Below are 19148 nucleotides of genomic sequence, written 5' to 3' on the forward strand. Positions count from 1 at the left end.
GTCCTTCAGCCTTGCGCTTCGCTTCCGCGGCCCGCTGCGATACGGGCAACCATGTCGCCAAGCTCCGTCAGGCCCGTGATCGACGGCATGTCCTTCAAACCGTCCTTCAGATTCGCCTGCGGCGCAAGCGCGCTGGAGAAGCCGAGTTTCTGCGCTTCCTTCAAACGCGACTGTGCCTGCGAGACGGGCCTGATGGCACCCGACAGGCTGACTTCGCCGAAATAGACGCAATCGGGAGGAAGGGCAACCCCGCTGAGGCTGGATACGAGTGCCGCTGCAACCGCAAGGTCCGCCGCCGGTTCGTTGATCCGCAAGCCGCCGGCCACATTCAGGTAGACGTCGTGTTGCGCGAACTTCACGCCGCATCGCGCCTCGAGAACCGCTAGGATCATGGAAAGCCTGGCGTTATCCCATCCGATCACGGCGCGTCGAGGGGTGCCAAGCGGGGAAGGGGCGACGAGCGCCTGGATTTCTATGAGAAGCGGGCGGGTGCCCTCAAGACCCGCGAATACGGATGCGCCGGGGCTTGAGGAATTGCGTTCTCCAAGGAAAAGTGCCGACGGGTTCGCAACCTGTTTCAGCCCGTTGTCGGTCATCTCGAAGACGCCGATTTCGTCCGTAGCGCCGAAACGGTTCTTGACGGAACGCAGGATGCGGTACTGGTGCGCGCCGTCCCCTTCGAAATAGAGCACAGCGTCGACCATATGCTCCACGACGCGTGGGCCCGCGATCTGGCCATCTTTTGTGACGTGACCCACCATGACGACGGTGGCGCCGCTCGTCTTCGCGTATCTGACAAGCGCTTGCGCCGACGCGCGCACCTGCGTGACCGTGCCGGGCGGCGATTCTGCGAGTTCCGTCCACAGCGTCTGGATGGAATCGATGATGACAAGCGCTGGCGGCGGACCGGCTTTCAACGTCGCGAGAATGTCCTCCACGGATGTTTCCGCGGCAAGGCCCACTTCGGCGTCGGTCAGGCCCAGGCGTTCTGCGCGAAGGCGCACCTGATCGACCGCCTCTTCGCCGGAGATATAAACGGTTTTGTGGCCGAGGCGTGCGATCTGGGCCGCTGCCTGGATCAGCAACGTCGATTTGCCGATGCCAGGGTCCCCGCCGACGAGGAGGGCGGAGCCGCGCACGAAACCGCCGCCAGTGACCCTATCGAGTTCGGCAACCTTGGTGCCGATGCGCGGCGCTTCCTTTGTTTCTCCCGAAAGGCCGACGAGCGGGACGACGCGCCCTTTTTTTGCCTGTGCCTGGCGCGGAGCGGCACCGACACCGCCGGTCTGCTCTTCGACGATCGAGTTCCATTCGCCGCAGGATTCGCAGCGTCCGGCCCATTTTCCCGTCACCGCGCCGCAGTTCTGGCAGACGAAGGAGGATGCGCGCCGCGCCATCAGGCCTGAACTCCCGAAGAGCGGCCAATGTATTCCCGCTCGAAGCGGCGGCCGAGCGCGGTCAAGAATTCGTAGCCGATGGTGTCGGCGCGTTCGGCGGTTCTGTCGATTGCCATGTTGGGCCCGAAGACCTCGATCATCATCCCTGGTGTCAATTCGCTTTCCGCCACGTGAGTGACATCGATCACCGTCTGGTCCATGGAGACACGTCCAACAACCGGCAAGTCCTTGCCGGATAAATGGAAACACGCTCCTTCGCGATCGTCCGTACTGCCGGAACGGCGCAGAAAACCGTCCGCATAACCGATCGCGACAAGTCCGGCACGCATGTCGCGCGGTGCGGTGAAGCGCGCGCCGTAGCCGATCGTTTCGCCTTTCTTGAGCATGCGAACCATGAGGAGGCGGGCTTCCAGAGTGACCACGGTTTCAAGCGGAGTTTCGGCGGTTTTGCTTGCCTTTGCGCCGTATAGCGCGATTCCCGGCCGGGTGAGAGCGAAATGATAATCGGGTCCCAACAGGATGCCGCCGGAATTGGCAAGCGAATTCCGCGCGGCGGGGAAAAGTCTGGAAACATGCCGGAAACGGTCACGCTGCAAAGCATTCATAGGGTGGTCGGGATCATCCGCGCAGGCCAGGTGAGATATGATCAGACCTGGCGAAAAAGGCCTATATTCATCAATGGCTTCGGCAATCTCCTCAGCTTCGGAAAGCGTCAGGCCGAGCCGGTTTATCCCCGTGCAGACATGCAGCCCGGCATCAGCTTTAGCGCCTGAAGAACGGAGGAAATCCGCCCATTCGCGAACTTCGGGCAGTGAGCCCAGAACGGGACGCAGCGCGTTTTCCGCGTAAGTGGAGGCTGAACCCCGATAAAGGCCGTTCAGGATATATATCCCCGCCTTTGGGAGGATGGCGCGAAGCTCCAGCCCTTCGTCGGGCGTGGCGACGAAAAACGTCCTCGCGCCGGCGGCAAATAGCGCTTCGGCAGCCGGTTTTATGCCGATTCCATAAGCGTTTGCCTTGACCACGGCTCCACATTCGGACGTCGCGGAATGTCGTGCGGCGAGCACCTGCCAGTTACGGGCAAGGGCGCCGAGATCGATGGTTATCCGCCCGTTCGAAAGTGGGTTCAATGCTCGTACCGGTCTTGCGGCGTTAGAATGAGCCGAATCTCCAAGGTTATTCGCTCAACCCTAAACCATCGAATTGCGTCACGAAAACGATCCGCGAGGAAATATCCAGAACGGGAAAATTCGTTTCTGGACGTGCCGAAAAAGGTTTCTGAGTTAGTCGTGACGGTCGGGCAGGCGATCCGTCTCGGCAAGATCGGAAAATCTCGTGAATTCACCCTGGAAGTGGAGGTCGACGGTGCCGGTCGGACCGTGACGCTGCTTGGCTATGATCACCTCGGCCCGGTTCTTCACCCGGTCGAGCTTTTCCTGCCATTTGAAGAATTCCTCGGTGCCTTCCTCCGGCATGGTTTTGCCGAGGTAATATTCCTCGCGGTAAATGAAAAGGACCACGTCGGCATCCTGCTCGATGGAGCCGGATTCGCGAAGGTCGGAGAGGATGGGGCGCTTGTCGTCTCGTGATTCCACCTGGCGCGAGAGCTGAGACAGCGCGATGATCGGCACGTTCAACTCTTTGGCGAGCGCCTTGAGGCCCGTCGTGATTTCGGTGATCTCCTGAACGCGGTTGCCCTGGTTCTTGCCGGAGCCGGACAGGAGCTGGATATAGTCGACGATCAGAAGGTCGAGCCCGCGCTGTCTCTTCAGCCTTCTAGCGCGTGCGACGAGCTGGGCAATGGAGATGCCGCCCGTCTGGTCGACGTGGAGCGGTACGGTCTGCATGTTCTGGGAGGCGGCGACGAGCATTTCGAACTCCGCCTCGTTCAGATCGCCGCGGCGGATCTTGGAGGAGGAAATTTCCGTCTGCTCGGAAATGATACGCGTCGCCAGCTGCTCCGCCGACATTTCAAGCGAGAAGAAACCGACCACGCCGCCGTTGACGGTCTTCAAGGTGCCGTCGGCCTGCTCCTCCGCCATATAGGCTTCGGCGATGTTGTATGCGATGTTCGTCACGAGCGATGTCTTGCCCATGGCAGGACGGGCAGCGAGCACCACAAGGTCCGACCGCTGAAGCCCGCCCATCTTCTCGTCCAGATCACGCAGGCCTGTGGATATCCCCGAGAGCTTGCCCTGGCGCTGGAAGGCGGCGGCCGCCATTTCAATGGTCTGCGTCAGCGCCTCGCCGAAGCCGAGGAAGCCGGTATTCTCCCGCCCTTGCTCGGCCAGTTCGAAGAGCCTGCGCTCCGCATCGTCGATCTGCTGGCCGGGCGGCATGTCGATCGGCGCGTCGAACGCGATGTTGACCATGTCCTCGCCAATTCGGATCAGATTGCGGCGAATGGCGAGATCGTAGATCGCGCGCCCGTAATCCTCCGCGTTGATGATCGACGTGGCGTCGGCGGCAAGGCGCAGCAGATATTGCGCAGGCGCAAGGTCCGCGATCTTGGAATCGGTGGAAAAGAAGGTTTTCAGCGTGATCGGAGAGGCGATCTTACCGGCGCGGATAAGCTGGCTGACCTTCTCGTAGATATCGCGGTGTGGCTCGACATAAAAATGCCCCGCTTCCAGAAAGTCGGATACGCGGTAGTAGGTCTCGTTGTTGACGAGGATGGCGCCGAGAAGCTGGCGCTCGGCCTCGGCGTTGTGCGGAGCGACCCGCATCAATTCCGCCGACTCTACCTTCTGAAGCTGCCCATTCATTTCTGCCCCCGCACTGCCCACACTTGGTTACCCTGCGAAAGGCTTTTGGGGAAGGAGAATGCGCAGCATCGGCTGCTGATTCTTTCCTGTGGGGATCAACGGGGATAACTCCGCAGACCCGTTGACCGTGACACCGCTGCCGGGGGCCTTGAGTTCAAACGAAAAACGGCGCCACGAGGGCGCCGTTCTCCAATTTCGATTGTCCACAGAGGGAAGGGTCAGGCGTTTTCCTCGCCTTCGGCCCCGGCGTCGTCGCCAGCGGATTCGGCCTCAGCCTCACCCTCGGCAACTTCGCCTTCAGCGCCTTCGCCCTCTTCTTCTTCCTCTTCGAACTCGAAGACGTCGACATCGCGCTGGGTGAGGTCTTCACCGCGCGCCTGACGCTCCGCCTCGTCGTTCGAGCGGGCGACGTTGACCGTCACGGTGACCTCGACCTCCGGGTGGAGGAGGATTTCGACCGCGTGCAGGCCGATCGTCTTGATCGGGCGGTTGAGGCGAACCTGGTCGCGACCGACGGAGAAACCGCCTTCCGTCAGAACGTCGGCGATATCGCGCGTCGACACGGAACCATAGAGCTGGCCGGTTTCGCCGGCGGAGCGGATGGCGACGAAACGCTCGTTGTCGAGTTTGGCGGCAACGCCTTCGGCTTCCGTCTTGCGCTCAAGGTTGCGCGCCTCAAGCTGTGCACGCTCCGCCTCGAAACGGGCGAGGTTGCCCTTGTTGGCGCGAAGCGCCTTTTCCTGCGGCAGCAGGTAGTTGCGCGCATAGCCGTCGCGAACCTTCACGACGTCGCCCATCTGGCCGAGCTTGGCGATACGCTCCAGAAGAATGACTTCCATAATAGTCTCCTTGACCGTCTGTCCCGCTTTCCCGTCAGTTTTCAGGAAGCGGTTAGGGGCAGGTGGTTGGTCCCGAATGCCCCAGCCGGGAGGCCCGGACGCTCCGGGCCTGATCGGGCAGCGGCGCGCGCTGCCCTGAATTTTTCGCGTCTTACTTGATCACGAAGGGCAGCAGGCCGAGGAAGCGCGCGCGCTTGATGGCGCGGGCGAGCTCACGCTGCTTCTTCGCCGAAACCGCCGTGATGCGGCTCGGTACGATCTTGCCGCGCTCGGAGATGTAGCGCTGCAGCAGACGAATGTCCTTGTAGTCGATCTTCGGCGCGTTGGCACCCGAGAACGGGCACGTCTTGCGACGGCGGAAGAACGGACGGCGGGTGGGAAGCTGTGCTATATCGACCATCGTTCGCTCTCCTTATTCTGCATCGCCACGGCGCGGACCACGTCCGCCACCGCCACCGCGCTCGCCACGGTCGTCGCGGTCACGACGACGGCGATCGTCGCGATCGCGCTTCTGCATCATTGCGGAGGGCTCTTCCTCGTGTTCCTTGACCTTGATGGTCATGAAACGAAGGATATCCTCGTTAAGGCCCATCTGGCGCTCCATCTCGGCGATGGCTGCCGGCTCCGCCGTCAGGTTCATCAGCGTGTAATGCGCCTTGCGGTTCTTCTTGATGCGGTAGGTGAGGGTGCGAAGACCCCAGGTCTCCACCTTGCCGACGGACCCGCCGTTTTCCTCGATGAGGGACTTGTACTGCTCCGTCAAAGCCTCGACCTGCTGCGGCGAGACGTCCTGACGAGCAAGGAACACATGCTCATAGAGAGTCATGATGTTTTGCCTTTCTCTGGAGCATATCCCGGCAATTCCGAAATCGGATTTGGCGACATGGATATGCTCGACTTGTTGATTCTGGAGCGATTTCTGATCGATCGGGAATTTCATCCCGATCGGAAAATCGCCCTAGCGTCTTCAAACATGGAACCTGGCGCTAAGCCTCTTCGAGCCGCCGGAAAGGCGAACGAAGCAACTTCGAGAGCGGAGACACGGGAAGTCGGATCCCCCTTTAAGATCCTGCCGTGCCTTCCATAAAGAAGACGCAGCCTTCCGTTCAGCCCCCGGCCAAAGTCCCGGATGAAGCGCGGCTTATACCGAAAGCGAGCGAAAAGGCAAGTGCGATGAGGGGTTTTGGGGAAATTCCGGGCAAGAGGTGGGGTTTGTGGTAAATGCGTGGGGTGTGGAGACCGGTGTGGGATGGAAGGGTGGAGGAAGCGATGTTAGAGAATGAATGGAGAATCCTACTCGGCGAGAGCTTCAAAAACATCGCGGGGCAACGCATCTTCTCCCCCACGTTTCATAAATTCTAAGTATCTATCCATAATTCTCCACGCGCGCTGGGTTACCTCCATTTGTATCATTCCATCAGTGGCTCCTCGATTGCCATGTCTGGGTTGGCGTGAGGTGTCTGTAATGTATTGAAGGTATTTGCGTTCAATATTTAGCTTATCGCGCATGTTCTCCCATGCTTGTAATTTCGGGGTATCAGGAGATATGAGGTCGCGAATCGCTTCGATAGATCGCGAAGCTGCGATTGCAGAGTAATTAAGAGTGCTTAAGCTCGATATAAGATCGCGAAAAGCAAATCTCAGATTAAAATTATTGAGAGTAATATTTAATATTTTTTGAAAGTCGTCGGAATTTTTGATTGCTGAGCATTTATCGAGGGCGCTTTTCTCGCTGAGTGCAATTCTCCGATGCATATTATTATGAACCGCTGTATCTATTATCACTGACAAAGCCCATCCATTCGAAAAGGCATGAATATCAACTAATGTTGTCACAAATTCATAACAGCGGATAATGCTAAATTGAAAGAAATTTTCACATTTACGAAAGATTTCGCATAAGATAATAAATTGCCCGTTTTCGATATTAAAAGTATAAATTGCTTGAAATCCATTTGGATCTTCTAAATGTATGTTTGGAATATTTGGTATGGATACCTCTCTTATTTCAGGTAGAATGCGGCCTTTTATGGAAATTTTTTCTAGTATTACATTGGTCATATTGAATATCCCGTTGTTAATGCGATCTATCCAAATATGTAGATCGATAAAAGGTATTGCAATGCTAACTGCAGGAGTTATGCGAGTTGAAGGTTTGTTTATTTTAAATTTATGCATAATGCTTCTTTTTTGGTAGATGCGTGGTGCGGCATTACGAATTATTATGGCGTTAATTCTTCGATTTTAACATCGATATTGCCCGTTGAACCGCAATTGGACCTCTACTCGGAGATTTTGGGGAAGATGGGCCTGCCAAAAGCTCCGCACTGTCACCCCAACGAAGACGGGGGGCCAGTATTCTCCTCATGAGCGCTTCCAGCAGCGGTGGTGCGTACTGGATGCCCGTCTTCACGGGCATGACAGGCAAGGGGCACGAACGCGGGATGGATTGCCGGGTCAAGCCCGGCAAAGACGAAGGAGAGGGTGTGCGCTTCTGACTGCTTCTTTGCAGTGACCTCTCAGTTCGTCATGCGCGGGTTCGACCCGCGCACCCACGCGGCGTCTGCGTGTTTCGCCAATCTTTATGGGTCACCGGGTCTGGGCCTCCCCGATCAGGTCGAGGACAGGCGGCAATGAGGGAGGAGGGGCACGGCGTGTTTCGCGAGATGTCCGTCTGCACGGGCATGACAGGAAAGAAGTGGCGCGCCCGGTGTAACGGACAAGAGGCGTCAGGGCATATGAAGCACCCCGTCAAGAAAATTCCGCCACCACGCGGACCTCGATGATTGCGCCTTCGCGTCGGCGGCCGGCTTCCTGGCGACAGGCAACGGCGCTTCGGGTAAATTCATCTGATGCCCGAACATGGCCTGCGCAAACTTGAAGCGGTGCTGGCCGCGGATGTGGCCGGATATTCGCGGATGATGGGCGAGGACGAGGCAGGGACGCTGAACGACCTGCGGCGCCTTCGCGGCGAACTTTTCGCGCCCGCCGTTAAGCGCTACAGGGGCACCATAATCAAGAGCATGGGCGACGGGTGGCTGGTCGAGTTCCCATCCGTCGTGGACGCCGTTTCCTGCGCCATAGAGATCCAGGAAGGGCTTGCGGGCGGGAACATCAAGCTGCGCATGGGCCTGCACCTGGGCGATATCACCCATGAGGGTGAGGACATCTACGGCGACGGCGTGAATATCGCCGCGCGGCTGCAGGAGGTCGCGGAGCCGGGAAGCATCGTCATTTCCGACATGATCCACCGCAGTATCGGCGGCAAGCTGACCGCGCCTTTCCTCGCGCTTGGCGCGCTCAACCTGAAGAACATCAAGGAGCCCGTTTCCGCCTACGCCTGGGGTGCGGCGCCGCGGACAAGCGAAAACGTCGCCTTGCCGCTGCCCGACAAGCCGTCGATTGCCGTGCTGCCTTTCACCAACATGTCGGGCGACCCGGAGCAGGAATATTTTTCCGACGGAATTACCGAGGACATCATCGCCGCGCTGTCCCGGATCGGATGGCTGTTCGTGATCGCGCGCAATTCCTCTTTCCTGCTCAAGGGGAAGCGGGTGGATGTGCGCCGGGTCTCAGCCGATCTCGGCGTGCGCTACGTTCTGGAAGGCAGCGTCAGGAAGGCGGCGAACAAGATCCGCATCCATGCTCAATTGATCGACGCACGCTCGTCCGCGCACTTGTGGGCTGAGCGATACGACCGCGATTTCGACGAGATACTGGCCGTGCAGGACGAGGTTGTCGGTTCCATCGTCCATGCCATCGGCGCGCCCGACGGCGTTCTGGAGAAATCGGAACGCCAACGCAGCCTGGAAACGCGGACGAAAAACCCCACCGCCTATGATTATTACCTGCGCGGGCGCAGCCAGCTCGACCGCCAAGGCGTCGGCAACTGGGAAAAGGCCGAAACCTTGTTCAAGAAGGCTATCGAAACGGATGCGGGTTTCGCGCAGGCTTATTCCGCCCTGGCGTGGCTCTATTTCCTGCGCTTCAAGATGCTCCGCGTTTCATCCTTCGATGAGATCCACGATCAGGTCCGCGATCTGGCGCTTCACGCGATCCGGCTGGACCAGAACGACTACCGTGCCCACTGGGTGCTTGGCTTTCTCAACACCCACATGGGCAAACACGCACAAGGCCTTGCCTGCTTCGACAGGGCCCTGTCCATCAATCCGAACGACGCGAACGTGCTGGTCTGGTCCTCGGAAGTGCTGATCTACTGGGGCCGCCCGGAAGAGGCGCTGGAACGCTGCGAACGCGCTCTCAGGCTCAATCCGAATTGCCCGGACTTCTATTACTGGCTGCGCGGCTTCGCCTGTTTTCACCTCGGGCGGTACGAAGATGCCCTCTCGGACCTTGAACGGATGATCGAGCCGCAATACGCCCGCCGCCTGCTGGCCGCGACCTATGCCCATCTCGGCAGGCTGGAGGAGGCGAAGGCGGAAGCCGCGCAATACATGAAGATCGACCCGGAATTCTCGATATCGGAATGGTCGAAGACGGAATATTACAAGGTGCCGGAGGAGCTTCGACGGTTTGTCGACGGCCTTGAGAAGGCGGGTTTTCCCGCGTGACCGGCAATATCCGTCTTCCGTCGCCAGCCGGCGGCGAATTGAGGACTGCCGCCAGAGCTTTCAGCGTCTCGGGGACCGATTGTCGGGCATAAATTGAAGCCCGACCCTTGACAGGCGCGCCTTACCCCGTGTTCTTGCGCTCGATCGAATGACGCACGGGCGGGCGCGAGCCCCGGTTATAATCGTGCGGCGAGGAACCGAGGCCAGGGCTGACATGAGCATCGCATTCACCTTTCCGGGGCAAGGCAGCCAGAGCGTGGGTATGGGCAAGGAACTTGCCGACGCCTTTTCCGAAGCGCGTGCGGTTTTCGAGGAAATCGACACCGCCCTCGGCGAATCCTTGAGCAAGATCATGTGGGAAGGGCCCATAGAAACCCTGACGCTGACCGCAAACGCCCAGCCGGCGCTGATGGCGGTGAGCCTTGCCACCATGCGCGTGCTCGAAGCGAAGGGGCTCGACCTCAAGGCGAGCGTCGCCTTCGTCGCGGGGCATTCGCTCGGCGAATATTCCGCCCTTGCCGCCGCCGGCAGCCTGAGCGTTGCGAATGCGGCCCACCTGCTTCGCATTCGCGGAACCTCCATGCAGAAGGCCGTGCCCGTCGGCGAAGGGGCGATGGCGGCCCTTCTCGGGCTCGATTTCGAAGCGGCGAAAGCTGTTGCGGAAGAGGCGGCCAAGGGCCAGGTCTGCCAGGCGGCGAACGACAATGCGCCGGGGCAGGTGGTCGTTTCCGGCCACAAGGCGGCTGTCGAGCGTGCCGTGGAAATCGCCAAGGGAAGGGGCGCGCGCCGCGCCGTGCTGCTGCCTGTCAGTGCGCCTTTCCATTGCGCGCTGATGGAACCGGCCGCCGACATGATGGCCGATGCGCTCTCGCTTGTGGATATCGAGGCGCCTTGCGTGCCGCTGGTCTCAAACGTGCTGGCGAGCGCGATAACGGATCCGGGCGAAATTCGCCGCCGCCTGATCGAGCAGGTGACAGGTACGGTGCGCTGGCGAGAATCGGTCGAGTATCTCGCGGGCCAGGGCGTCGACACTTTCTGCGAGATCGGCACGGGCAAGGTGCTGACCGGCATGGTCAAGCGCATCGCCAGGGAAGCCGAGGGAATCGCGGTCAACACGGGCGCGGATATCGACGCGCTGATCGAACGCGTTTCCAAGTGAATCAAAGGAATAGGGGATCGCCCAGATGTTCGACTTGACGGGAAAGACCGCGCTTGTGACCGGTGCGACGGGCGGCATCGGCGAGGGAATCGCCCGCGCGCTGCACGAACGCGGCGCGACGGTGACGCTTTCGGGCACGCGGGAGGAGAAGCTGCAGGCGCTTGCCGCCGATCTTGGCGAGCGCGTTCACTACCGGGTCGCGAACCTTTCCGATCGCGAGGCGGTGGACGCCCTGGTGCCGGCGGCGGAAGAGGCAATGGGCTCTCTCGACATTCTCGTCAACAACGCCGGCATAACCCGCGACAATATCTTCATGCGCATGAAGGACGATGAGTGGGACCAGGTGATGGAAGTGAACCTCGCTTCCGCCTTCCGCCTTTCGCGCGCGGCGATCAAGGGCATGATGCGCCGCCGGTACGGGCGCATCATCGGCATCACCTCCGTCGTGGGCGTTACCGGCAACCCGGGCCAGGCGAACTACGCGGCCGCGAAAGCGGGCATGATCGGCATGACGAAATCGATCGCCCGCGAGGTCGCAAGCCGCAACATCACGGCGAACGCGATCGCGCCCGGTTTCATCGAAACGGCGATGACGGATGCGCTGAACGACAAGCAGCGGGAATCGATTCTCCAGAGCGTTCCGGCAGCCCGTCTCGGCACCACTCTGGACATTGCCGCCGCAGCCGTATATCTCGCCAGCGAAGAGGCCGGTTACGTGACCGGCCAAACGCTTCATGTCAATGGCGGTATGGCCATGATATGATTACAGGAATTGCCTTTGGGGCGTCGCGCTGCGGTTGCGGTTCCGCTGCGTGCCCCTCTGGCTGGTCAAGCCCCGTAAAGTGTGTTACCAACCCGCCGGCCGGTTGACATGTTCATGAATGGACTGCAAGCGGTTCGGATCCGCGCCGACAACGAATTCAAAGTTTTCGGGGAATGGAACGGTTCGGGCTGGTGTGGCGACCCCGGTGTTTTTATGATCCCGGTCGGTTGCAGCGCACGGGGCGTCTTGAGTTCGAGCACCGCGAAGTTATCGAGGAACTAGAAAATGAGCGATATCGCAGATCGTGTTAAGAAGATCGTTGTCGAGCACCTGGGCGTCGACACCGACAAGGTGAAGGACAATGCCAGCTTCATCGACGACCTTGGCGCAGACAGCCTAGACACCGTCGAGCTGGTCATGGCCTTCGAGGAAGAATTCGGCGTCGAAATCCCGGATGATGCCGCCGAAACGATCCTGACTGTCGGCGACGCCGTGCAGTTCCTCGAAAAGAACGCCGGCTGAACGAAGTGCTTGAAACGGACGGTTTTCACCCTACCGTCCGTTTTGCATTCTTGCGGCGTATGAAGACGGGATTGTGATGAGGCGAGTTGTCGTAACGGGACTTGGGATGGTGACGCCGCTGGCATGCGGTGTCGATGCCACCTGGAAGCGCATTCTGAATGGTGAAAGCGGGGCAAACCGCGTCGAGAAATTCAAGGTCGACGACATGCCCTGCCAGATCGCCTGCCAGATAACGCGCGGCGACGGATCGAACGGGTCGTTCAATCCGGACGACTGGATGGATCCCAAGGAACAGCGCAAGGTCGACGATTTCATCATCTACGCCATGGCGGCCGCCGACCAGGCGCTCGCCGACGCCGACTGGAAGCCGGAAGACTATGAAGACCAGATTCGCTCCGGCGTTCTGGTCGGGTCCGGTATCGGCGGGCTGGAAGGTATCGAGAAATCCTCGCTTCTTCTGGCCGAAAAAGGGCCGCGGCGCATAAGCCCGTTCTTCATTCCTGGGCGGCTTATCAATCTCGCCGGCGGCTACATATCCATCCGCCACGGACTGCGCGGCCCGAACCATGCGGTCGTGACGGCCTGCTCCACCGGAGCGCACGCCATCGGCGACGCATCGCGGCTGATCGCCCTCGGCGATGCCGACGTGATGGTTGCGGGCGGCACGGAATCGCCGATCACGCGGCTTTCGCTCGCTGGGTTCGCTGCCTGCCGCGCGCTTTCCACCGGCTACAACGACACGCCGGCCAAGGCGTCACGCCCCTATGACGAAGGCCGTGACGGATTCGTGATGGGCGAGGGCGCCGGTGTCGTGGTGCTCGAGGAATACGAGCATGCCCGCGCACGCGGCGCGAAAATCTACGGCGAAGTGATCGGCTACGGCCTTTCGGGCGACGCCTATCACATCACCGCGCCCACGCCGGACGGCGATGGCGCCTACCGCTGCATGGAAGCCGCGCTGAAGCGCGCCGGAGTGATGGCGGGCGAGGTCGACTACGTCAACGCGCACGGCACCTCCACGCCCCTTGGCGACGAGATCGAGCTTGGCGCGATCCAGCGGCTTGCCGGCAACGATGCCGCGCGCATCACCATGTCATCGACAAAATCCTCCACCGGCCATCTCCTGGGTGCCGCCGGTGCCATCGAGGCGATCTTTTCGCTGCTCGCCATGCGTGACGGCGTGGCGCCGCCGACCATCAATCTTGAAAATCCGTCGGTGGAGACCGAGATCGACCTGGTGCCCAACAAGGCCAAACCGATGGAGATCAACGTCGCCCTGTCGAACTCCTTCGGCTTCGGCGGAACGAACGCTTCGCTGGTTTTCCGCAAGGTAGCCGCGTAAGGTCCGTTCCCCGCTTTGGCCCTATTCGGGCCGCGGCCCAATGGCGCGGCGGCCCGGTAACCGAGACAAGGCAGACCGGGTGGCGAAACGAATGAGCGAGAACGGCAAGTCCGATACCGACCTGTCGCAAGGCGCCGAAGACGCGGCGGACTTCCGCGTCAATCCCAAGAGCCCGCGCGAGGCTATCCAGCCCGAGCCGGTGCCGGCCCCGCCCGCACGTTCCAGGCATGTGCGCAATCCCGTTGTCGTGTTCGTGAATTTCCTGCTGACCGTGGCAGTGCTCGGCGTTATCGCGGTCGGTGTCGGGCTCTACTGGGGCAAGACGGAATTCGACAGGCAGGGCCCCCTTGCCGAGAGAAAGACCGTTATCATCGCCTCCGGGTCCGGACTCAATTCCATTGCCGCCACGCTGGAAGCCAACGGCGTTATCGACGACGGACTGGTCTTCAAGACCGGTGTCTGGATCTACAAGAACGCGGGCAATCTGAAAGCCGGCGAATATGCCTTCGCGCCCGGCGTTTCCATGCAGGAAGTCATGAAGGATCTCGTCGAGGGGAAGGCGGTGTATCATGCCGTGACGTTCCCCGAAGGCTGGACGAGCGCGCAGATCGTGGAACGGTTGCGCAGTGATCCGATCCTCCTCGGGGAAATCGAGGATATCCCCGATGAAGGCTCGCTCCTGCCCGATACATACAGCTTCACGCGGGGCACGACACGCCAGCAGATCGTCAACCAGATGAAGCGGGCGCAAGACAAGGCGCTTACCGAAATCTGGGCACGCCGCAGCGACGATCTTCCGATCAAAAGCCCGGAGGAACTGGTGATCCTTGCCTCGATCGTGGAAAAGGAAACTGCGAGGGCGGATGAGCGCCCGCGTGTTGCCGGCGTGTTCGTGAACAGGCTGAACAGGGGCATGCGCCTTCAGTCCGACCCGACGATCCTCTATGGGCTGCACGGCGGAAACGCCTGGAAGGAAGATCGCTCGGCGATCAAGCAATCCGAACTCAACGCCGACAACCCCTATAATACGTACCAGATAGCCGGATTGCCGCCGGGGCCGATCGGCAATCCCGGCCGGGCGGCTATGGAAGCTGTCGCGTCGCCTTCGCGCACCAAGGATCTTTATTTCGTGGCGGACGGCAGTGGCGGGCATTCGTTCGCCGAAACCTACGAGCAGCACCAGCGAAACGTGCGCCGCTGGCGCGAAGTGGAGCGCGAAAAGCGCGCTCAGGAAGCCGAAGAGGCGGAAAACGGCGGCGACGGTCAAAACGGCACGAGCCAGTGATGCGGGTATCGAAGGCCGGCCGTTGGAGTGAGAAACGATGACATTGGCGAGCATGACGGGCTTTGCCAGGGCGGAAGGGGCGCGTGGCGCCGTTCGCTGGACGTGGGAACTGCGCTCGGTCAACGGAAAAGGCCTCGATATTCGCATGCGCTTGCCGACCGGGCTGGAGGATCTCGAGACATCCTTGCGCGAGGCGGCATCGAAGGTGCTCAACCGCGGGAATGTATCGATAGGCCTCAGCATGCAGCGCGAGCAGGGCGATGCGGTGCTGCAAGTAAACGAAGCGGCACTCGAGGCCGTGTTGAACGCCGTTCACGTACTGCACCGGCGCCTGCCGGACGCAGCACCCGTTTCGCTGGATGGCATCCTTTCCCACAAGGGCGTTTTGGAACTGAGGGAACCGGAAGAGGACGAAACGGAGCGGGCCGCGCTGCGTTCCGAACTAAGCGCGAGCTTCGCAAAGGCGCTGGAAGACCTTGTGGCCATGCGCCGTGGCGAAGGAAAGGCGATCCGCGATCTTTTGCTGACGCAGCTGAAGACAATCGAAACGCTGACGAAGCGTGCCGAAGACCATCCGGCGCGCACGCCCGAGGCCATCCGCGCGCGCATGCGCGCCCAGGTGGAAATGCTGCTTGAGGCGAGCGACGCCTTCGATGCCGCGCGGCTGCACCAGGAAGCCGCACTGCTGGCGACACGGGCCGACATTCGCGAGGAAATCGATCGTCTCTATGCCCATGTTGCGGCGGCGCGCGATCTCATCGAAAAGGGAAGCCCGGCGGGACGGCGGCTCGACTTCCTGGCGCAAGAGTTCAATCGGGAAACCAATACGCTCTGCTCCAAGTCGAACGACACGGAGGTAACGGCGATCGGGCTGGAGATGAAAGCCGTCATCGATCAGATGCGCGAGCAGATACAGAATGTGGAGTGAGAGTATGAGCGAAGCGCCCAATGGCACAGTCGTCACCGCGGATGAAGCGGAAGCGCGCCGCCGCGGGCTCATGCTCGTGCTTTCCTCGCCCTCGGGTGCGGGAAAATCCACCATTGCCCGCCAGCTTCTGGAGCAGGAAAAGCCGTTGATCGACCTGTCGATCTCCGTGACGACGCGCCCGCGCCGCACGAGCGAGATCGACGGCGTTCACTACCACTTCATTTCGCAGGAACGCTTCCAGCACATGCGCGAGCGCGATGAACTGCTTGAATGGGCGGAGGTGCACGGCAACTTCTACGGCACGCCGCGCGATCCCGTGGAAAAGGCGCTGGAAAACGGGAGGGACGTGCTCTTCGACATCGATATCCAGGGCACTTTCCAGCTTTACGAGAAGATGCGCTCCGACGTCGTCTCCATCTTCATCCTGCCGCCCTCGATCGCGGAGATGAAATCGCGCCTGCACCGCCGCGCCGAGGACACCGATGAGGTGATCCTGCGCCGGCTTGAAACCGCGGTCGGCGAAATGCGCCACTGGAAAGACTACGACTATGTGATCGTCAACGAGGATCTGGAACGTGCCTTCAACGGCGCGCGCGCGATCCTTCAGGCGGAACGTCTGCGCAGGGAGCGCTCTCCGGCCATCGGCCCCTTCATAGAAGGCATGGTGAAGGACCTGGAGCGCGAACTGGGGCAGTAGGCGGGCGCTCGGAATCTCAGCTATCGCCCGCAAACGCCTTCGCCAGTGCGATAAAACCCTCCACCGAAATTTCTTCCGCCCGCCGTGTCGGCTCGATGCCCGCTTCGCGGATGAGCGTTTCCGCGTCAGGGGAAAGGGCCTTCAGGCTTGCCCGCAGCATCTTTCGCCGCTGACCGAAGGCAGCCGCCGTCACCCGTTCCAGAGCCTTGAGAGGGCAGGGCACCGGCTCTGCCTTCGGTGTGATATGGACGATCGCCGAGGTGACCTTCGGCGGCGGGGTGAAGGCCTTCGGGCTTACGTCGAAGAGGATTTTCGCATCCGTTCGCCAGCCGGCAAGAACGCCGAGGCGCCCGTACGCCTTGGTGCCGGGTTTGGCGACGATGCGTTCTGCCACTTCCTTCTGGAACATCAGCGTCAGCGAGGTCCATTCCGGCGGCCAATCCTCGCAGGCGACCCAATTGACGAGAAGCTGGGTGCCGACGTTGTAGGGCAGGTTCGCGACGATCTTGAGCGGTTCGCCCTTCGCCACATCGCGCAAGCCGATTTTCAGCGCGTCACCCTCGATAACCTCCAGACGTCCTGGATAATGCGCTGCAATTTCGCCAAGCGCGCCGAGGCAGCGCCGATCCTTTTCCACCGCCACCACCCGCTTCGCGCCGCCCGCAAGCAGTCCGCGCGTCAGCCCACCCGGACCGGGACCAACTTCAAGCACCGTGACGTTTTCCAGATCACCCGCCGAACGCGCGATGCGGGAGGTGAGGTTGAGATCGAGCAGGAAGTTCTGGCCGAGGGATTTGCGCGCATCGAGCGCGTGAGTGCGGATCACGTCCCTGAGCGGGGGAAGATCGTCGATCTGGCTCATTCGAGTGGCACTTCAGTCGATCGTGCGCGGATCGGCAAGGGCGGCGGCAAGACGCACCGACGCCTCGAAACTCGTCGGACGTGCGTCGCCCGTGCCCGCGAGCCGGAATGCCGTGCCGTGGTCGGGAGAAGTGCGCACGAAGGGAAGGCCAAGCGTGACATTGACCGCTTCGTCGAATTCGATCGTCTTGATCGGCACGAGGGCCTGGTCGTGGTACATGGCGAGCGCACAGTCGTAGTTTTCACGCGCACGCTCGTGAAACAGCGTATCCGCCGGATGCGGGCCGGTGGCGATGATGCCGGCGGCGTTCAGCTCCTCGATCGCGGGAGCAATCGTCTCGATTTCCTCGCGGCCCATGGTCCCGCCTTCACCCGCATGCGGATTGAGCCCGCAAAGTGCCAGTCGCGGATTTGCAATGCCGAAACGCTCACGAAGATCGCGGGCGACGATCTTCGCCGTGGAGACGATCAGTTCCCTCGACAAGGCGGAAGGCACGTCCTTCAGCGGAATATGCACCGTCACAGGCACGACCAGCATGTCCGGCCCGGCCAGAAGCATGACCGGCTGGCGCCGGTCTCCCCCGAATCTGGCCGCAAGCGCACCCAGAAATTCCGTGTGTCCAGGGTAGGTAAAGCCAACGTCGTAAAGGGCTTTTTTCGAGATCGGATTGGTCACGATCGCCGAGGCAACGCCGGAGCGGACATCCTCCACCGCCTGTTCGATCGATTTGACGACCGCCTTGCCGGCGGCCGGAGAAGGTTCGCCCGGCAGATCGTCAAGCCCGATGGAGACCGGGACAACGGGCAGCGCATCGGTGAAAACATCCACCGTGTCGCCTGGCTCGACCTGCCGGATCGGCACGTTGAGATTCAGCCGCCTGGCCCTTTTTTGCAGGAAATCGGCATCTCCAAGAACATAAAATGCCGGAAGCCCTTCGCGTATGCGCCTCGACCACGCCATGAGCGTGATGTCCGGTCCGATACCGGCAGGTTCGCCGAGTGTTACCGCGAGAGGCAGGGATGGATTGCGCATCGGGAGACCGGGACTATCGTTCAGCGATAGTCGATCAGCGCGCGGCGGCGCAGGTCGCGCAGGTATTGACGTGACAACTGCTCACCCTCCTTCGCGCGCAGTTCCACTTCAAGCGCGGCGCGTGCGTCGGCCGAGCCGGAAAATTCGCGCTTGTCGCATATGGCCGTCACCTCGTAGCCCTTTTCGCCAAGGTTTACGTCCGCAACACGCCCCACGCTCGCCTGCTTGGCCTTTTCGCGCAGGTTCGGCGGAATCTCGGATTCAAGAAGGCGGCGGGCGGGCATCGTCACGACTTCCTTCAGGCCGTCGGCGATTCTCTTCGCCTCATCGCAGGAGGTGAAGCGGGAGCGAAACTGGTCGACCTCGCGCTTGCGCTGCGCCTTGAAGGAATTCGATGCCTTGGACGGAATGACGAACACGAACTGCTGAAGGCTGTATTCCACGCTCTTGTTGGTATTTTTGGATTCCTGTTCGCGAAGGGCGGCAATGATATCGGCATCCGAAATATTCACCTCCGCCCGGAACCTGAGCCGCACGGCCTCGCCCCACGCGATCTGCGCCCTCAGGCGGTCCTTCAGTGTATTGGGGCTGACGCCCTGCTGGCGCAGCGCCGCGGAAAGGCGGTCCGTCGAAAGCTTGACGTTTCTCGCGATATCCGCGAATGCGGAATCCACCTGCGACTGCGACACGCTGATGTTGAGGCGGTTCGCTTCCTGCAGCTGCAGCGTCTCGTCCACCAGTTCCTCGAGCGCGGCCTTGCGCGCGGCCGATCCTGATCGTCGGCTCGTGAGCCGGATAAGCTTCGCCCTCTGGTCGACGTCATAGTTGGTAATCGCCTTGTCGTTGACGATCACCTCGATCTTGGTGGCCGAGTGCGCTGGCGCGCCGGCGAAACCGGCAAAGACCAGCAGAAGAAAGGTGAGGCGGAACCAGTGCATCAAGTTCATTTTTTCGCTCCGTTGCCGAGCATGTCCGCGGCGGAACAG

The 19148-nt window shown here is 60.9% G+C and carries 19 protein-coding genes; 9 read left to right on the plus strand and 10 right to left on the minus strand.

Features of this window, described 5'->3' with window-relative positions; genetic code table 11:
• Positions 1-5 precede the first annotated feature (5 nt).
• The 7 genes from radA to GR183_RS06010 all read right to left on the minus strand — a co-directional run bounded on the left by radA (position 6) and on the right by GR183_RS06010 (position 7062).
• The gene (radA, locus tag GR183_RS05980) at positions 6-1397 is read right to left on the minus strand and encodes a DNA repair protein RadA (protein WP_160774664.1); all 1392 of its coding nucleotides are present in this window, start codon (positions 1395-1397) and stop codon (positions 6-8) included.
• Positions 1397-2527, minus strand: a complete 1131-nt coding sequence (alr, locus tag GR183_RS05985) for an alanine racemase (RefSeq protein WP_160774665.1) — start codon at positions 2525-2527, stop codon at positions 1397-1399. Before alr ends, radA begins: the two co-directional genes overlap by 1 nt.
• A 153-nt stretch (positions 2528-2680) precedes the next feature.
• Positions 2681-4162, minus strand: coding sequence for a replicative DNA helicase (locus GR183_RS05990; protein WP_160774666.1), 1482 nt, complete (start codon positions 4160-4162; stop codon positions 2681-2683).
• 218 nt (positions 4163-4380) lie between these two features.
• Positions 4381-5001, minus strand: coding sequence for a 50S ribosomal protein L9 (rplI, locus tag GR183_RS05995; protein ID WP_160774667.1), 621 nt, complete (start codon positions 4999-5001; stop codon positions 4381-4383).
• 151 nt (positions 5002-5152) lie between these two features.
• A complete protein-coding gene (gene rpsR / locus GR183_RS06000) occupies positions 5153-5401 on the minus strand; it encodes a 30S ribosomal protein S18 (protein ID WP_029057383.1) in 249 nt (82 codons plus the stop codon).
• A gap of 12 nt (positions 5402-5413) precedes the next feature.
• On the minus strand, positions 5414-5827 hold the full coding sequence (gene rpsF / locus GR183_RS06005) for a 30S ribosomal protein S6 (protein WP_160774668.1): 414 nt from the start codon (positions 5825-5827) through the stop codon (positions 5414-5416).
• Positions 5828-6294: 467 nt separating this feature from the next.
• The gene (locus tag GR183_RS06010) at positions 6295-7062 is read right to left on the minus strand and encodes a DUF8168 domain-containing protein (protein ID WP_160774669.1); all 768 of its coding nucleotides are present in this window, start codon (positions 7060-7062) and stop codon (positions 6295-6297) included.
• Between the two features lie 305 nt (positions 7063-7367).
• On the opposite strand from GR183_RS06010, the gene GR183_RS22155 reads away from it, so the two are divergent.
• From GR183_RS22155 to gmk, 9 genes are all read left to right on the plus strand, one after another.
• Positions 7368-7499, plus strand: a complete 132-nt coding sequence (locus GR183_RS22155) for a hypothetical protein (RefSeq protein ID WP_260513441.1) — start codon at positions 7368-7370, stop codon at positions 7497-7499.
• Between the two features lie 354 nt (positions 7500-7853).
• Positions 7854-9572, plus strand: a complete 1719-nt coding sequence (locus GR183_RS06015; RefSeq protein ID WP_160774670.1) for an adenylate/guanylate cyclase domain-containing protein — start codon at positions 7854-7856, stop codon at positions 9570-9572.
• Between the two features lie 214 nt (positions 9573-9786).
• On the plus strand, positions 9787-10731 hold the full coding sequence (gene fabD, locus GR183_RS06020) for an ACP S-malonyltransferase (RefSeq protein WP_160774671.1): 945 nt from the start codon (positions 9787-9789) through the stop codon (positions 10729-10731).
• A gap of 25 nt (positions 10732-10756) precedes the next feature.
• A complete protein-coding gene (gene fabG, locus GR183_RS06025) occupies positions 10757-11494 on the plus strand; it encodes a 3-oxoacyl-[acyl-carrier-protein] reductase (RefSeq protein ID WP_160774672.1) in 738 nt (245 codons plus the stop codon).
• Positions 11495-11779: 285 nt separating this feature from the next.
• Positions 11780-12016, plus strand: a complete 237-nt coding sequence (locus GR183_RS06030) for an acyl carrier protein (protein ID WP_160774673.1) — start codon at positions 11780-11782, stop codon at positions 12014-12016.
• Between the two features lie 76 nt (positions 12017-12092).
• Positions 12093-13358: a beta-ketoacyl-ACP synthase II gene (fabF, locus tag GR183_RS06035; protein WP_160774674.1), complete on the plus strand. Its 1266-nt coding sequence runs from the start codon at positions 12093-12095 to the stop codon at positions 13356-13358.
• A gap of 91 nt (positions 13359-13449) precedes the next feature.
• A complete protein-coding gene (gene mltG / locus GR183_RS06040) occupies positions 13450-14643 on the plus strand; it encodes an endolytic transglycosylase MltG (RefSeq protein WP_160774675.1) in 1194 nt (397 codons plus the stop codon).
• Positions 14644-14680: 37 nt separating this feature from the next.
• The gene (locus tag GR183_RS06045; RefSeq protein ID WP_160774676.1) at positions 14681-15571 is read left to right on the plus strand and encodes a YicC/YloC family endoribonuclease; all 891 of its coding nucleotides are present in this window, start codon (positions 14681-14683) and stop codon (positions 15569-15571) included.
• A 4-nt stretch (positions 15572-15575) separates the two neighbouring features.
• Entirely contained in the window at positions 15576-16268 is a 693-nt protein-coding gene (gmk, locus tag GR183_RS06050) for a guanylate kinase (protein ID WP_160774677.1), read from the plus strand.
• 16 nt (positions 16269-16284) lie between these two features.
• Here the strand turns inward: gmk and rsmA are convergent, their stop codons facing one another.
• The 3 genes from rsmA to GR183_RS06065 are packed head-to-tail and all read right to left on the minus strand — an operon-like array spanning position 16285 to position 19109.
• Complete coding sequence (gene rsmA / locus GR183_RS06055) at positions 16285-17130, minus strand: 16S rRNA (adenine(1518)-N(6)/adenine(1519)-N(6))-dimethyltransferase RsmA (protein WP_160774678.1); 846 nt, start codon at positions 17128-17130, stop codon at positions 16285-16287.
• A 12-nt stretch (positions 17131-17142) separates the two neighbouring features.
• The gene (gene pdxA / locus GR183_RS06060) at positions 17143-18162 is read right to left on the minus strand and encodes a 4-hydroxythreonine-4-phosphate dehydrogenase PdxA (RefSeq protein WP_160774679.1); all 1020 of its coding nucleotides are present in this window, start codon (positions 18160-18162) and stop codon (positions 17143-17145) included.
• A gap of 20 nt (positions 18163-18182) precedes the next feature.
• On the minus strand, positions 18183-19109 hold the full coding sequence (locus GR183_RS06065) for a SurA N-terminal domain-containing protein (RefSeq protein WP_160774680.1): 927 nt from the start codon (positions 19107-19109) through the stop codon (positions 18183-18185).
• Between the last annotated feature and the right edge of the window lie 39 nt (positions 19110-19148).

Source organism: Stappia sediminis (genome assembly GCF_009826895.1).
Classification (GTDB): Bacteria; Pseudomonadota; Alphaproteobacteria; order Rhizobiales; family Stappiaceae; genus Hongsoonwoonella; species Hongsoonwoonella sediminis.

Bases quoted from the DNA above. Each gene is read 5' to 3' on its own strand.
- GR183_RS06015 (WP_160774670.1), top strand. From the start codon at position 7,854: ATGCCCGAACATGGCCTGCGCAAACTTGAAGCGGTGCTGGCCGCGGAT.
- fabD (WP_160774671.1), top strand. From the start codon at position 9,787: ATGAGCATCGCATTCACCTTTCCGGGGCAAGGCAGCCAGAGCGTGGGT.
- GR183_RS05990 (WP_160774666.1), bottom strand. From the start codon at position 4,162: ATGAATGGGCAGCTTCAGAAGGTAGAGTCGGCGGAATTGATGCGGGTC.
- GR183_RS06065 (WP_160774680.1), bottom strand. From the start codon at position 19,109: ATGAACTTGATGCACTGGTTCCGCCTCACCTTTCTTCTGCTGGTCTTT.
- GR183_RS06010 (WP_160774669.1), bottom strand. From the start codon at position 7,062: ATGACCAATGTAATACTAGAAAAAATTTCCATAAAAGGCCGCATTCTA.
- fabG (WP_160774672.1), top strand. From the start codon at position 10,757: ATGTTCGACTTGACGGGAAAGACCGCGCTTGTGACCGGTGCGACGGGC.
- GR183_RS06045 (WP_160774676.1), top strand. From the start codon at position 14,681: ATGACATTGGCGAGCATGACGGGCTTTGCCAGGGCGGAAGGGGCGCGT.
- fabF (WP_160774674.1), top strand. From the start codon at position 12,093: ATGAGGCGAGTTGTCGTAACGGGACTTGGGATGGTGACGCCGCTGGCA.
- gmk (WP_160774677.1), top strand. From the start codon at position 15,576: ATGAGCGAAGCGCCCAATGGCACAGTCGTCACCGCGGATGAAGCGGAA.
- pdxA (WP_160774679.1), bottom strand. From the start codon at position 18,162: ATGCGCAATCCATCCCTGCCTCTCGCGGTAACACTCGGCGAACCTGCC.
- radA (WP_160774664.1), bottom strand. From the start codon at position 1,397: ATGGCGCGGCGCGCATCCTCCTTCGTCTGCCAGAACTGCGGCGCGGTG.
- rpsR (WP_029057383.1), bottom strand. From the start codon at position 5,401: ATGGTCGATATAGCACAGCTTCCCACCCGCCGTCCGTTCTTCCGCCGT.
- GR183_RS22155 (WP_260513441.1), top strand. From the start codon at position 7,368: ATGAGCGCTTCCAGCAGCGGTGGTGCGTACTGGATGCCCGTCTTCACG.
- GR183_RS06030 (WP_160774673.1), top strand. From the start codon at position 11,780: ATGAGCGATATCGCAGATCGTGTTAAGAAGATCGTTGTCGAGCACCTG.
- mltG (WP_160774675.1), top strand. From the start codon at position 13,450: ATGAGCGAGAACGGCAAGTCCGATACCGACCTGTCGCAAGGCGCCGAA.
- rsmA (WP_160774678.1), bottom strand. From the start codon at position 17,130: ATGAGCCAGATCGACGATCTTCCCCCGCTCAGGGACGTGATCCGCACT.
- rpsF (WP_160774668.1), bottom strand. From the start codon at position 5,827: ATGACTCTCTATGAGCATGTGTTCCTTGCTCGTCAGGACGTCTCGCCG.
- rplI (WP_160774667.1), bottom strand. From the start codon at position 5,001: ATGGAAGTCATTCTTCTGGAGCGTATCGCCAAGCTCGGCCAGATGGGC.